The 15,295-nt window shown below is 45.4% G+C and carries 9 protein-coding genes; 2 read left to right on the top strand and 7 right to left on the bottom strand.

Annotation, left to right across the window (positions count from 1 at the left end; all coding sequences use genetic code 11):
- Positions 1 to 10 precede the first annotated feature (10 nt).
- From G3R49_RS05135 to G3R49_RS05125, 3 genes are all read right to left on the bottom strand, one after another.
- A complete protein-coding gene (locus G3R49_RS05135) occupies positions 11 to 1,132 on the bottom strand; it encodes an HNH endonuclease (protein WP_245335238.1) in 1,122 nt (373 codons plus the stop codon).
- Positions 1,099 to 1,773: a bifunctional 2-polyprenyl-6-hydroxyphenol methylase/3-demethylubiquinol 3-O-methyltransferase UbiG gene (locus G3R49_RS05130; protein ID WP_167868839.1), complete on the bottom strand. Its 675-nt coding sequence runs from the start codon at positions 1,771 to 1,773 to the stop codon at positions 1,099 to 1,101. Before G3R49_RS05130 ends, G3R49_RS05135 begins: the two co-directional genes overlap by 34 nt.
- A gap of 230 nt (positions 1,774 to 2,003) precedes the next feature.
- On the bottom strand, positions 2,004 to 2,345 hold the full coding sequence (locus G3R49_RS05125; protein ID WP_130597967.1) for a zinc ribbon domain-containing protein YjdM: 342 nt from the start codon (positions 2,343 to 2,345) through the stop codon (positions 2,004 to 2,006).
- Positions 2,346 to 2,816: 471 nt separating this feature from the next.
- On the opposite strand from G3R49_RS05125, the gene G3R49_RS05120 reads away from it, so the two are divergent.
- Positions 2,817 to 5,477, top strand: coding sequence for an EAL domain-containing protein (locus tag G3R49_RS05120; protein ID WP_167868838.1), 2,661 nt, complete (start codon positions 2,817 to 2,819; stop codon positions 5,475 to 5,477).
- Between the two features lie 112 nt (positions 5,478 to 5,589).
- Here the strand turns inward: G3R49_RS05120 and G3R49_RS05115 are convergent, their stop codons facing one another.
- A complete protein-coding gene (locus G3R49_RS05115) occupies positions 5,590 to 5,859 on the bottom strand; it encodes a TIGR02922 family protein (protein ID WP_130597969.1) in 270 nt (89 codons plus the stop codon).
- Between the two features lie 340 nt (positions 5,860 to 6,199).
- Between G3R49_RS05115 and G3R49_RS05110 the strand changes: the two genes are divergently transcribed.
- Positions 6,200 to 6,922, top strand: a complete 723-nt coding sequence (locus G3R49_RS05110) for a YebC/PmpR family DNA-binding transcriptional regulator (RefSeq protein ID WP_130597970.1) — start codon at positions 6,200 to 6,202, stop codon at positions 6,920 to 6,922.
- Positions 6,923 to 7,013: 91 nt separating this feature from the next.
- Here G3R49_RS05110 and raiA read toward each other — a convergent pair whose 3' ends face one another.
- From raiA to G3R49_RS05095, 3 genes are all read right to left on the bottom strand, one after another.
- The gene (gene raiA, locus G3R49_RS05105) at positions 7,014 to 7,370 is read right to left on the bottom strand and encodes a ribosome-associated translation inhibitor RaiA (RefSeq protein ID WP_130597971.1); all 357 of its coding nucleotides are present in this window, start codon (positions 7,368 to 7,370) and stop codon (positions 7,014 to 7,016) included.
- A 548-nt stretch (positions 7,371 to 7,918) separates the two neighbouring features.
- Positions 7,919 to 12,259 (bottom strand): alpha-1,6-glucosidase domain-containing protein, encoded by a 4,341-nt coding sequence (locus G3R49_RS05100; RefSeq protein ID WP_167868837.1) that lies wholly within the window; start codon positions 12,257 to 12,259, stop codon positions 7,919 to 7,921.
- A 40-nt stretch (positions 12,260 to 12,299) separates the two neighbouring features.
- Positions 12,300 to 15,266, bottom strand: coding sequence for a TonB-dependent receptor (locus G3R49_RS05095; RefSeq protein ID WP_167868836.1), 2,967 nt, complete (start codon positions 15,264 to 15,266; stop codon positions 12,300 to 12,302).
- Positions 15,267 to 15,295 lie beyond the last annotated feature (29 nt).

Below are 15,295 nucleotides of genomic sequence, written 5' to 3'. Positions count from 1 at the left end.
CAAATCAAAGTTAACTAAGCAGTAACCCGCTATTTCCATGTGATTCAAATTGCTTACCGTGAAGCCATAACGAAGAATTGCTATTGGCAGCCATTTGATACGCCCAAGTGGTAATTGCCTCGCTACGCTCGCTTTCGCATACAAAGTATTTACTCATTTCAGCGTCAATAATGTGTTTGTGCTGGATGATATTTTGTTCAAACCAACGGTCTTTGTGCTGCTCTGCAGCAAGGTAATCTTTCTTAGCATTGTTGCAGCTACTGTGTGCAAGCACAAAGTTATGGGCAAGGTCATTCGGGTAGCGCGCCCAAGGGATAAAGTGGTCGACTTCGCCGTTTTCTTTCAGCGGTTTACCACAATAAAAGCAATTACCATGTTGGATCTCGGTCAAGATGGGTCTAGCGGCTGTGATGGTTTGTCTGTCTCGACCGAATAAGAAGTCAGACACATTACCCAAGCCGCCAATCACAGATTGGTTTGCAGGAATATCACAAACCTTTTGCACCCAATGAGTTCGCGCAAGCGATACAACTAAGTCATAGAAACGCCTAAAGCAGTAAGCTATGCCTGAGTTGAGGCGAATATGTTTAAGCTTTTTGTCATGGGCGTAGTAAAAACACTCTTCTTGTCCAGATAAGATCTGTAATCGCCACAAAGGCCCCTCTTTAAAGGTTGCTCGAGTTTTGCTCTTAAGTGTTTTCCACTTCGGGTGCATTTTTAACTGAGTAAATGATCTGACGCCTTGGGCGCGAAACTCACTCAAGTTACGGATCAGCGCTGATTGCTTACCGGTATTTTGCAGCAAGATAATCGCTTGACTGTCTTCAACGCCATACGGCAACGAGTGATACCAGTAGAGTTCAATAAACTTCTCAACAAGAGCATCAATGGTAATGATGTTTGGGTCTAATTCTGAACTTGGGTTTTGCTGTAAGTGAGCCGCAAGCTCTGCAGTAATTGGCCTTTCAATGCAAATATCCGCAATGGCATGTAGTAAGGCAAACTTGTAGGTTGCGACAAACTCGCCCTCAACTAATAAGCGTTGTAGATAAGCAATAAAATCGACCTGTTGCTGAGCTGTTGCAGGTGTAGTTGGCATCAAGCACCTCGCTGCAATACGATTGTTTGCCATTGCACATGGCTGCGCCCTAGCTGGTCTTGATTAAGATCGGTTACAAGCATTGTAGATAATAGATTGTTGTTAGCTAACGCTAGCACCTCTTTGGCATCTACATGGTGCATAGCGCGGCCTCTAAGCTCTTGCTCAGTTTGCCCATGGCGCAGTGACATTACCAGTAAGCCTTGTGGTTTAAGTAAGCTTGCAAGGCTCGCCATTGCCTCTGCGCGCAGCTGTGGATCAAGATGCATCCACACGGCGCTGAGTAAAATTAGGTCAAATTGCTTATCGAGTGCTTTAATTGCCGTCAGCTTGGGCATTGCATCATCTAACCAATTCACACTTAGCTCTTGGGTGTTAGCTTGCCCTAACCTACGCAGCTGCGCTGCTGGCTCAACTGCCACAAAGTATTGAGATGAGTGAGATTCAGATAAATGAATCTTTGCTTGAGCAGCTAAATAACCAATATCGCGCCCTGAACCAGCGCCAACATCAAGTACTGCGAGCTCATGCTTCGTAAGCTTGTCTGGTGACTTGAACAAGCCTGGCAATAGATGCGCCCAGTCACTATGCACCTGCATAAAAGACTTAGACTGATATTGCTCTGCTAACTCAGCGGCATTCTGGTTATAAAACTGACTACTCGGCGTTGACAACTAAACAAGCCCTATTAGTTAAAATATGTAAGCTAAATAAAAACTTAGCTAAGTTCCTTTACGATACTGCGATTGTCACTATGGGTAAATAGCAAACAAAACAAAAACACCCGCATAATCTCAATTATGCGGGTGTTTTTTAAACTAAACCTCACTAGGAGGTTTAATCATGCTCTTAAAGCGCTGTCAGTGAGTCTATGCTTGAAACACTTAAAGCGCGTTACACCAAATTAGTTTTGCTTACGCACAAACTTAGATTTCAGCATCATTTGGCCGTGGCCATCTACTTTACAATCAATGTCGTGGTCAGCGTCTACAAAGCGCTTGATAACCGCTTTAGTGCCTACTTTAAGTACCAGTGAAGAACCTTTTACTTTAAGGTCTTTGATTAAGGTTACCTTGTCTTCTTCAGCCAGTAGGTTGCCTACTGCATCTTTTAAAATGATTGCATCTGGGTCTTCAATCACTTCATTTGGGTTCCACTCATGAGCACACTCAGGGCAGATTAGTAGTGAACCGTCTTCATATACATATTCAGACTCACATTTTGGGCATGGTGGGATATTGCTCATGGGTATGTTCTCTTTTACTTGGTACAAATAATTTAGCCTAATGTTTATGCAAACAACCATAAGCATTAGGCAATAGATAAGTAGAATTATACGTAAAACTAGGCAAAGCAGCTATATTGGAGATATGAGCCTACTCACATAATGTGTAGTTTTTCATTCATGACTAGTGCAAGTTATGCGTGCCTTTTAACTTGGTAACAATATGTATCACCAAGATTCATCAAGCAGTTGTTTCTGCTAAGAAATACTGAAAAATATCTTATTCATGCTTTACTATCGTCCCGATAAAATGCCAACATGAGCAAGATATGAATATGCTGTACGCTAACCAAGCTAGCATTATAGGTTGAGATACAGCATTAATCTTTTTTAAACACCTAGCACCGATAAAGTCAGGACAAGTTAACTAAGGAAAGGTTGCTTTTGAGTTTATTTAAGCACTACGCCCATAAGTGGAAAAGCAGACTACTAATGTTCGCTTTACTGCTGTGCTTGCTACCAATTCAAACTTGGCTGATTAATCACCTCGCATCAGATTCACTCGAGCCACACACCTTAACCGTATCCCTGCCCTTACCTGACTCAACTCTTGAGCTCAACGGCATCAGTCAGCCAACAAACATAGATAAAATATTTATCTCAGGTAACTTTTCAGATTGGTATAGCGATGACCCGTTTTATCAAATGCAACAAGTTGATGAAAATCGATGGCAATATCAGCTCGCGCTGCACCCTGGACTGGTTGAATACAAGATGGCTATATACCTAAAAGATAGCCCTGACCCAGTTTGGATAACCGACCCCAGTAACCCAGACACTGCCGAGAACCCTTGGGGCGGCATTAACTCAGTATTAAATGTGCCTGACTGGCCGAAAATTCGCATTACTACCAAGCTATTTACGCTATCTCTGCTCGGCGCGATTTTACTGTTCTTTTGTTTAGAGCCAATTCTGTATTGGCTATTGCATTTAAACATGCCGTTCCATCGCAAGTTGATGTGGGCGAACTTGTTAATTCTTATTTGTGCGCAAGTGGTGTTCTTTGGCTATCAGCTGCATCAAAGCCGCCAACTGATCAAGCTGAGCCTAACTGATGCTGTGCACAATATGCACCTGATGCTCGCCTCTGAAGACATTGACTTTAACCGCCTGCCAGAGCAACGCGCCAAATTAAAGTATGAGATAGATGACTTTTTTACCCGCGCAACCACGCGAATTGACAGCAAGCAAAATAGCCTATTTCAAATCACTATTTCAGATTTTGCGGTATTTGATGCCAATGGTGAACTGCTTACGCTGCACCATAGAGATCAAAACCGTGGCATACAGCAAGACCGAGCAGCACGATTAGGGTTCGATAGTACCGAAGACTATTTTACCCAGGGTGTGTGGGCCGAGATTATTCCTATAGCTAAAGCGCAAGCTTTGTCGGGGCAGCTAGTCACTGGCAAACGCTCACGATTAATCAATAGCGTAGAAACCGGCCGCACCTTTCAATCTGAATGGGCGTTAGGTTTTAGCCAGATGATCCAGCCGATTGTTATTAGAGGTCAGCTGCAAGGTTTTTACGGCGCGTCAATTCAGGTGAAACTGTTCGGCGCTGAGCTACTTAAAATGCTGCTATTCCAGCTGTTATTGCTCTCTGGCGTACTCGCGCTAGCTAGTTGGCTGCTGATCCGCGTGGGTAAGATAGTCACAGAGGATGTACTACTGCTTACAAGCTGGACGCAGAAGATTGTTAAAGGCGATTTGAACGAGCAATTAAAGATTAACAGCCAAGATGAGATCCAGCAGCTGGCCGAAAACTTTGAGCTTATGCGCCAATCACTCAACGGCAGTTTTAACCGCATTGAACAGCAAAAATCTAACCTCTATTTTGAGGCTTACTTTAATAACCTAACTGGCTTACCTAACCGTAAAAAGCTCTACAGCGATATGGCTGAGCAAACACCGCATGCGTTGATGGTGCTAAACATCAATCAGTTTGGGCAAATTAACGACTTTTATAGCCTGGCTACCGGTGATGCTATCTTGCAAGAAGTGGCCAGCCGTTTGGTCGATTATGCTAAAGAGCACCACGCTAACGAGCATCAGGTATACAAAACCAGTGCAGATGAATTTGCCATTACCATTGCCAATCCGATGGACGAGCAGCAACTGATGACCTTGGCTGAGCGCATTATGGATGAAGTGAGCGAGCATGCTATTGAAATTGATGACAATGAGCTTTACATCAATATGATCGCTGGCGCGGCGCTGTGTGTCGATAACAATTATTCACGCTTGCATCAACAGGCTGACTTAGCAAGGCGTTTTGCCCGCGACCGCCACCAAAGGTTTAGGCTATTTACGGAAGACCTTCTCGACCCTAAAGCTTTTGAAGACAACATGCATCAAAGCCGTTTAGTAGCACAGGCGGTGCAAAATGACTTGGTCGTACCGTTTGTACAAATGATTAAGCCGCTTACAGGCGGCGTTCCTAAATTTGAGTGTTTAATGCGTATTCGCCTTGAAGACGGGCATATTCTAACGCCAGCCATGTTTATGCAAACCGCGCTGCGCTCACGCTTGTACCCACATTTAATGCAAAGCATGCTCGAGAAGTCATTCGCGCTATTTGCTAATCAACCTTACGATTTTTCGGTTAATGTCACGCTAGATGATATTGCCGACCCTATTCGCTTAAAACAGCTACAGGCACTACTACAAGCTAACCCAGAAACCTGTAAGCGCCTGACGTTTGAGCTGTTAGAGAGCGAGCAAATCACTAACTATGATCTAGTGCGCGACTTTATTAAGCTGGTGAAACCTATGGGCTGTACCATCGCCATTGACGACTTTGGCGCAGGTTACTCGAACTTCGTGCACTTACTAGGCCTAGATATCGACATAGTAAAAATTGATGGCTCGCTTATTCGTAATTTAGATACCGATGCTAAGGCGCAGCAGCTGGTAGAGACTGTGGTGAGTTTTGCTAAGAAGATGGGGATTTTAACTGTTGCCGAGTTTGTCGACTCACAACAAGTGCTTGATAAAGTGATTGAGTATCAAATCGACTTTGCCCAAGGCTTTTATCTTGGTAAACCCCAGCCTTGTATTAACTCAGCTAGGCGCTGTCGTTCTAGTAATTAACCCCAATGTTTCCTTTGATAAAGCGCATTCATCAGACACAAAAAAATGACACCATTGGGTGTCATTTTTTGGTTAACAGCCTTTCGCAATGGCCTGCAGCGTGAGTGATAAGTTACTCTGCTACAACCTTTTGCGAATATACACGCTCGCCCAATGAGTTCAGAATTCGACACTCACCATCTAGTACCGCAATAATGGATTTATTGACCCTAAAATCATCAGGAATAATCACCCTGCCACTTTGGCTGATATCAAGGTCGTACAGCACAGCATTGTGCATTTCTAAGCCCACTGGCGCTTCATAATACAGCACGGTCACAGTGGCTTTACCAGTGTCATTGGTTGACGAAAGCACTTGTTGTACTACTTGTTCTGAACTCATAAATTGGACTCACTTAAATTTGTCACATGCTTAATGTCATCGCCGGTCAACAACCTAGCAACAATTAAGCTTTATCGGTTGCCATACTAATAGAGTTACCCCTTATTAGCTAGCCTCACTCATCAGTTACTATATTGACTGAAGGTATTGCAGAGCCAAACGTACATGAAACTCTACATGGTGTGAGACACCACAAGTCTATAACAAAAATTGCTAAATCTGGTTGGATATCAGTCGCTTTTTTATGAATAAATTCAGTCATCCGCTAAACAGTCGTGGGGAATCCTGCTAGAATCGGGAAAATTTAAAAAATCCATTATAGATACAAAACGAGATTAAGATGGGCAGAGCATATCAAAACCGTAAAGAATCAATGGCTAAAACAGCCGGTCAAAAAACCCGTTTATATTCGCGCTATGGTAAAGAGATTTACGTTTGCGCTAAGCAAGGTGGTGTTGACCCTGACGGTAACCTAGCATTACGTAGCTTGATTGCTCGCGCAAAGAAAGACCAGGTACCTGCACACGTTATTGAGCGCGCGATTGAAAAGGCTCGCGGCGGCGGTGGTGAAGATTACGACACCGCACGTTACGAAGGTTTCGGCCCAGGTAACTGTATGGTGATTGTTGACTGCTTAACCGACAATGGTAAGCGTACCTTCACTGAAGTTCGTCAAGCGTTTGTAAAAAATGGCGCTAAGTTAGGCGGTCCAGGTACAGTTGCACACATGTTCGATCACCAGGCTGTATTCGTGTTTGAAGGTGACGACGATGAAGCAATCTTAGAAATGCTAATGATGGCTGATGTTGATGTAACTGACGTTGAACTTGAAGACGGTATGATCAGCGTATTTGCTCCTGTACCTGAGTTTAGCAAGGTACGTAACGCGCTAACTGAAGAAATGCCAAACATCGACTTTAAAGTTGAGAACCTATCTTTCGTGCCACAAACCATGGCTGAGATCAGCGGTGAAGACGTAGAGATTTTCGATAAGTTTATCGCAGCACTTGAAGATTGTGACGACGTACAAAACGTTTACCACAACGCTGAGATTAACGACTAGTCTAATACGGCTAAGCCAAAAGCTTAGTTAGAAGATAGATAATAAAAATGCAGCCAATTGGCTGCATTTTTTGTATTCGATTCCTGAAGCTTTAGTTCAGGTTCATTTCTTGTACTTTTTCGTACGCAATTTCAGGGGCTGTTACATCAGGCTTTGCATGCTTGTCTGCTTTCAGTTGGCCTTTACGATGTTTTAGTGCCGCGTCTAGTTTTTTGTTTGCTGCCGCAATAGCTGGCCACATAACAGGATCTGTACCTTTAGCCGCAACGCTCGCACCTTCATAGTTGGTACGAACTTCAACTTCAAACTCACCATGTTCTTTAGTGATGGTGACATCTAGTGAAATAAGAGTGGGGAAATGGCTAGCAATCTTGGCAAATTTTTCGTCTACATGTTGTTTTACAGAATCTGTTACGTCGACGTGGTGTCCTGAAAGATTTATTTTCATAAAGTATCCTTAATTCAGCTTGCCTATTATTTCAATTTCATACATTTACATGCTCGCTTTAATAGACATAAGGGCATGGTTTGCTAAAACAAGAGGCTAATACAAACGGGCTACAACTTTGATAGCTGGATCACATTGCTTAACTTCATCATGTACGAAATGTTCGCTGAGATAAAACAAGATTTACGAGCTTTACATTGTCAGCGATGCGCCTTGTTGGCGCAGTGTAAGCACCTTGCAACGTAAGCGTTGTCAAAGTGCTGTTAAGCTTGAGTATAGCCCTATTCTTCAGGCAAAGGTTGCAACTTTTGGTTTGTTTGCTCAAAAAATGACAAGCTAGTTGATATAAAACAAATTTACTGAGCCTTTTTGTTTAAAACTTAGTCGCTACAACTATAGTCGTAACCCTTAAAGCGCATTTTTTGTGGAGCAAAAACAAAGCCCAACTTAGCGTTGGGCTTGGTAGTTTGCGACTTATCTTATTACTTCTAGCTAGGAGCTCTTAGTAAAAGCTTCTCAAAAAGAGTCTCTCTAGCCATATTAAACAGCTAGTTCAACTCAGTCACCATAAGGCTCGGGCTATCAGCAGATGGCCCTGTGATAGTGAAGCGGTATGTTGCAGCATTTGGCACATCAAACTTAATGTTTGCGCCTTTTCTTGCCATGGTTTTAGCTTCACCAACTACCACATTTTCATCGCCACCAATTGCGCCAAAGTCCACTGTATCCCAGTCACCGGTCGCAACCTTAAATTCAGTCGCACCAGCTTCTAGGGCTATGTCGACACTATAAACCGAAGAGCCTTGATAACTTAATGCGTCAACCTCACCCCAACCGTTCATGCCGCCGCGGATATAAACCGTGTTACCTGCGAACATGTCTGTCTTATTAATGGTTAGCGTAGGCTCGTCGCGATTACTCATGTCAAAGGTAAAGGTGTACATTTCTTCGCTGTCGAACTCGAAGCTTAAGTTGCCACCTTTTACTGCTAACTGTTTTACCTCGCCTAAGCTAACTACACCGTCAGCTTCGCCGCTACCATAATCAACCGTGCTCCAGTCAGACGATGCCACTTTAAACTCGTGGGTCGCAACACCAACCATCACCTCAGCCTGATAAATACTGCCGCCCATGTAGACTAACTCATTATCAGTCGACCAGCCGTTCATGCCACCGCGCAGGTACACTGCCGTGCCTACAAATGGCTCCTCGTTGTAAACGGTTAACACTGGGTTATCTTTATCTGATGCATCAAGTGAGAACACATAGGTACCAGCCATGCTCGGCGTAAAGCTTAGGTTTGCACCTTTTGCTGCTAATGCTTCAGCTACGTCTTCGTCCACACCAGCCTCAGCTGCACTTACGCCACCAAAGTCGACGGTGTTCCAGTCTGCTGAAGCAATCTTGAACTCATAAGACTCGGCATTGAGAGCTATCGCTACGCGGTATTCTCCGCTACCGACATATTCAAAGGCATCGACTTCACCCCAACCATTCATGCCACCTCGGACAAACACGGTTGTGCTGCCGTAAGGTACAACATCAGGCGCTCCTGCTGTGGCATCTGCACTTAAGCCGCTGCCTTGAGCCTCGCCCTGAAGTTTTACAAACACAGCTGTCGTGAGTGCCGGTACTGTAAATGTGCCTTCACCTTCTCCCTGGTTAAAGCTTGCATCAGCCATGCGACTATCAACCGAGCTTGCCAGTGCGCTGTGTAGACTAAAGTCTGCTGCGGTTGAAACAGTGATTGACTGCGACTCGTGCGAGCCATTTACCATCACGACCATAGCATCAACGGCAGGGTCGATATCAACCAGCCCTTCGCCGTCATCAACACTCATGACAATTACGCCTTGAGTTTGGTTTTTGCCAATGTTGTGGAAGCCCACGCGGTCGATAATATCTTGCGCTGTGGTCAGGCGCAGAAGCGGGCTGTCGCGGCGGATAGATAAAAACTCATTGAATACGCCAGAGGCAAACTCAATTTCGCTCATCGACGCCGCAGAGTTAGGGTTACCCGACAACTCGATAATCTGCTCCATTTTAGCGTTGTTATCTTGAGCCAGTGGTAAACCTACATTCCAGTTATTGGTCTCCATAGTGAAGTCGACATAGTTAAACCAATCGCCTGAGTCATAGGTGTTACGGTCAAGTGATTTAGAACGCATCATGTCGCCGCCCATTTGCAAGAATGGGATGCCCTGACTCATTAGCGGAATTGTTGCGGCAATGTTTTGTACGCGTACGCGATCTTCAATCGACAAGGTAATGTCGTTTGAGTACTGCAGAATATCCCACAAGCTTTCGTTATCGTGCTTCGACACATAGTTAATACTATCGGCAGGGTCTTTGGCATAAGCCGTTGGCTGAGTATTCCAGCTGAAGCTACTACCTGTTGCAGTATTACCGTTGAAGTCTTTGAGCACATAGGTGTCGATGTTACCTGCCATAGACAAACGCAAGGTGTCATGATCGCGCAGGTAGTCGTCTTTTTGCTCCATGGCAAACAGTGCACCACCACGGACAGCTTCACGGATGCGGTCGTTAAAGGTACCCACTTCGGTACCTGCCATATTGGCTTGTACCGCTTGCTCAAATAGGCGGTTATCCACTACTTCGCCAAAGTTCCAACCTTCACCATAGAAGTAGTTGTCAGCATCAACAGCTTGTACAGCGTCACGTGCAGCCAAGATGCTACTTTTTGGCATGTGTCCCATGATGTCAAAGCGGAAGCTGTCAAAACCATATTGTTCAGCAAGGATCACCATAGAGTCAGCAACAAACTTATCCATCATCACATGCTCTGTTGCCGTGTTATCACAACAGGTTGATGATTCAATTTTGCCGCTAATCTCGTTGTATCTGTGATAATAGCCGGGCACAACTTTATCGAATACTGAGTTATCCCACAGTCCAGATGCATTGGTGTGGTTGTAGACAACATCTAGCACCACTCGCAAACCAAGCTCATGCAGTGCTTGGTTCATCGCGCGCAGCTCAACAATACGCGCGGTACCTTCAGCGCTGCTGGCATAGCTGCCTTCAGGTGCAATAAAGTGGTGAGGGTCGTAACCCCAGTTAAAGCTGTCATAGCCGCGCATCGCATTAACTAGGTTTTGCGCGTCATCAGAGCCTGCAATAAAGCCAGCTAAAACTTCTTCGATAGTGGAGTTTTTATCTTCAGTTTTACAAGCATCAGCGTTGTCATCAATCTTGTCACACAGCTTGCCTAAGGTATCGCTAATATCAACGCGCTCTGCAGCGTCTTCGTTAACACTGGCGATGTCATTCACTGGCAACAGATGGAAGTGAGTCACACCACTTTGTGTAAGCTTACGTAAATGCTCAACTGGCGCACTGCCTTCCTCAGTAAAGGCTAAGTACTTACCGCGGTTGGCGGCTGAGGTTGACTCATCGCGTGCGCTGAAGTCACGAACATGACCTTCATAAATCACCGCATCTTCAACATTAGTGATAGTTGGCACATCGTGACTGTCCCAACCCTCAGGCTTTAAGTCTGCATCAGCAAGGTTCACAAACTGACTATAACGACCATTGGTTGATACATTAAGCGAGTATGGATCGGTGGTTTCTAGCACTTCAATCTTAGCGCTGACAGGGTGATAAACTGTCACTTCATAACGGTAGTATTGACGGTCTAACTCACTGCCGCCCATGTATGACCATATACCCGTAGCGCTGTCTTCGCTCATGGCATGGGTTGCCAGCTCATTTTTAGCCGCGTCATATACTTTTAAGTTTACGCTGTGCGCGGTTGGCGCCCACACTTTGGCGCTGATGTTATCACCCGAGTAAATCACACCTAGGCTTGCTTCGTTAGCATCCATCTCACCCTTGGTGTAAAGATCATCGAGCACTTTCGCCACTTGCACATTGGATGCTGCCGATGGTTTGCCATCAGCATCGTAGGCAGCCATGACCAATTGTTGCTTGGCAATGGCTTTGGCTGCGTCCATATCAAGCTGCGCTTGATAAGCTGGCCAATCAGCTAGGTGCGGGACTAAGGCTTTTTGGGCATCGGTAAGCTCGGTAGCCATTACCTCAAACTGCTCTCCGCCAATAGCCGTGCCATCATCATTTAACACAGCTTCTGCTGTGCTTGAGTGATGTACTAAGAACTTAGCGATACCATCAGGGGCGGCATTCCAAATAAAGGTATTTTGGTCTAGCCAATGGGCGCTAGCACCTTCGATTGCAAAGCCCACTTCTAACAATGGGAAGTCGTACACATCCCCTTGCCCATGGATAGTGAAGTTAGCGCGATCAAATAGCGCCTCTGGCGCAGATTGGTCATCATAAGGTTTTAGGTTCATCTTAAGGTCGGCATCACCCAATGCCTTGCCTGAACCTTCAGTGCCGATGTGAACGATAAAGTTGGCACATTCACTGTGGCCTTCTTTTAAGTCCAAAATCCAATAGGCACCATAGTTAGGGTCGATACCATCATAAGAGTGACCATTGGCCCAGTCGGTAGAATCAAACGGCGGCGCGTAAGCGTCACACGCATCGTTATTCCAAGTATGCAGCTTGTAGCCAGGATAGTTTGGGTTGCTATCAGAGTTATCGTTATCTTTAATGCGGTTGTAATACAGCACTGCCTGATTAGGGCCAGCAAGCGCGACTGGCTCTGGTAATTCAGGGTTATAACCGACAATACATGATTCATTTTTAGCATCTGGGAATTGCGGCGCCGGGCAGCTAAGTGGCGGCGGCGGTACACACTCAGTTCCTGCCGCATTTGGCACGTTTGGCACATCACAGGTCAGTAGCACTTCACCAGGCTCTGAGCTATCGCTGCCACAAGCTGAGAGCATTAGCGCGCTGGCTGCCAATAGCGGTAATTTTAGCGGTTGATAAAAGCGACTCATGGTAGCTTTCTCCCTCATTATTGTTATTTTTTGTGGGTTTTTACATGACATAGTTCACCCCCAGATAAAATTCGCGGCCAAAGTATTGAATGGTGCCGGTTTTAGACTCAGTGCCGAAGTAACTCTTGGTTGGCTCGTCGGTTAAGTTATTCACCTGGAACAACACACCTAAGCCTTCAGTGACTTGATATGACGCTTGATAATCCACAACGGTTTCGGCATCGAAGTTGACCACTTGCTCGTTAATTGCTACCTGCTCAGAAACAAAGTCAGAGCGGTAACGAGCACTAATGCGGGTTTCAAAGCCTTCGTACTCATAGAACAAGGTCGCATTAGCAACGTGATCAGATAAGCCATCAAGCGATTGCTTAACGCTATCGCCACCAAGGCTAGTGATAGATTCAACTTCTGATTGTGTATATGAGTAGCTACCGCTAAAGCCTAAGCCTGAGAATGCATCAGGTAAGAAAGTGAAGATTTGCGTATACGCTAGCTCTAGGCCACGAATGTAACCACCATCAGCATTGTTTACCGCCGTTGTGTAGGTGCCATTGGTGGTTTTGATTTGCTCGCCGCTGTCTTCGTCAATGATGTAGTCAGGTACGTTGAAGCCGTTACCTTTGAAGTCATAGCCCTCAATGGCGAAAGTATCGATAAATGAGTCGATATCCTTATAGAAAAGTGCTGCGACAAACGCGCCCTCTTCAAAATAACGCTCATACGATAAGTCATACTGAGTCGCATAAAACGGTATTAAGAATGGGTTATTTGTACTTGAGCCGTTAATCTCACCATCGTCATTAACCGTGGCGCTAATATCGCCTGCTAGGCGGTTAATTGGTGGGCGCGACATAACCTTCGCTGCCGCAAAACGAATTTGCGAATTATCAGTAATGCCAAAATTTAAGTTAATTGACGGTAGGTAATCGGTATAGGTTAAGCCTTGCACCGTTGGTGCATAATTTTGGTTAATAATGCCGATTTCATCGGTTATGTTTTGCGCACCTAACTCAGGGTCGCCCTCAACATTTTGCAGCATGGTTGCTGACTGGTCGGTATGCACCACGCGCACACCAAAGTTACCGGTGACAGGAATATCACCTAACTCCATGTTGATGTTGGCCATCACATAACCCGAAGTGACCTTTTCAAACACATCACCACTTTGCAGCACCGACCAAGAGTAGTTAGTGGTGTAGCCTTTAGGGTCGATTACACCACCAGCATTACCCCAGGTTTGTACAGGTTGTGGAATACCGCTCGGGAACCAGGCATTTAAGGCGCTGTTTAAATCGATAGCAAGGTAAGATGGGAAGTAGCTGAAGTCGCCCTCCCAATTCACCACAGTTGCCATATCTGAAGTGAGTTGTAATGGCGGCTCAGATTTTGAAAACGCGCCGTCGTTACCATATTCAAATACTGAGCGATCGTTTGAATAAGTGCGATCAGAGTAGCGCGCACCGAACTCAATACTTGAGATGTATTCGTTGTCTAAGGTGTATTCAAAATCAACGCGGTAAGCTTTAAGTTCATCTTCATTTTCAAATGGGTAGATACCGTATTTACTCACCATCACCCGGTCGATATCGGTAAAGGCATCAGCTTGATTAAAACCAACATCAGGTAAATCTAACCCATTCAGCAAATAGCTAATTGACACGTTTTCATCAAACAGTGGTGTGTCTGCGGTTGCATCCACCGCAACGTTAGACCATAACAAACCGTTGCGAAAATCGCTTTTAGCCGAAGATAACGACACGTCGACATTGACGTTTAGATTGTCTGTGACTTGCCAGTCGGCATTGATGCCATAGTTGTCGACTTCATCGAAGTCCTGATTATCGTCATTCACTAACTCAACGCGGGTAAAGCTTTTAGAAGTACGATTGAACGTGCCACCAATCACTGAATTACCATCAAGCACAGGGTTGGCAACTGATGCACCCTGCCCGCCCAGCTTAACCCTAAAGCCACGTGCAAAGGCTTCACTGTCAAAACGCGAGATAAAGGCATCGGCTTTTAAGGTGAAATTATCAACTGGCGCCCATTCAATCGCGCCCATGTAACCGTTACGCCTCTCAACGCCGCCTAAATGCTGCAGCTCGAATCCTTCACTGATGTATTCACACTCAGGACAATCTTCAGTGCCGTCCATGTCACCTGCGATACCGTCAACGTCTTTGACATCGTTGTAAGCCAAACCAATAAACTGAGTAGCTACGCTAGGCTGATCTAGACGAGCATAACCCACTGCCACGCCTAAGGTGTCTTCAAGGTACTTACCTTGATAAGAAAAACTGACCCTGTGACCATATTCCTCAGCGCCATAAACCTCGCTCGCACGGTCGTTGTACATGCCGCGTACATTGGCAACAAAGTTATGAGTGTCAGTTTTACTCAGCGGGCTAACTGTTGCTAGTTCAACCGTACCCGCAACACCGCCTTCAATTAGCGATGCTTTTGGTGACTTATACACCGCTGCTGACGTAATTAGCTCAGATGGATATTGGTCAAACTCAATACTACGTGAGCCACTGGTTGATACCTGCTCACGACCATTCAAGGTTGAAAAAACAAAACCACCAGACATACCGCGAATATTGATTTCGGCAGCCTGACCACCAGTACGCACCGCACTGATCCCCGGCAGACGCGTCAGTGCATCGGCCATGGACACATCAGGTAGCGAGCCTAAATCATCGGCAGATAACTGTTCAGAAACGGTATCACCAAAGCGTTTTGCATTAATCGAATCAATCAAGCTGCGGCTATAACCACGAACACTGATACGCTCAATATCGCCCGCTTCTTCTGCGGCAGCATCGCTAGAGTTGGTGTTACTTGTAGTCGTTGAAGCTGCATTTTGCGCAGCGGTGGCTGAAACTTCTATTTCGGTTTCAGCATTATTGGTGGTTTGTTCTGCAGCTAGAGCAGTACTGGGTATGAACATCATTTTCATACCAGCAGCCATAGCCACAGTCAAAAGACTGGGCTTGAACTTGAGCATCGGCTTCCCCTTGAACCATATTGGTTTTT

Origin of the sequence: Shewanella sp. WXL01 (genome assembly GCF_012263345.1) — a bacterium.
GTDB classification, from domain to species: Bacteria; Pseudomonadota; Gammaproteobacteria; order Enterobacterales; family Shewanellaceae; genus Shewanella; species Shewanella maritima.
The sequence above is the reverse complement of the archived record's forward strand: the minus strand, read 5'-3'. Positions and strand labels throughout refer to the sequence as shown.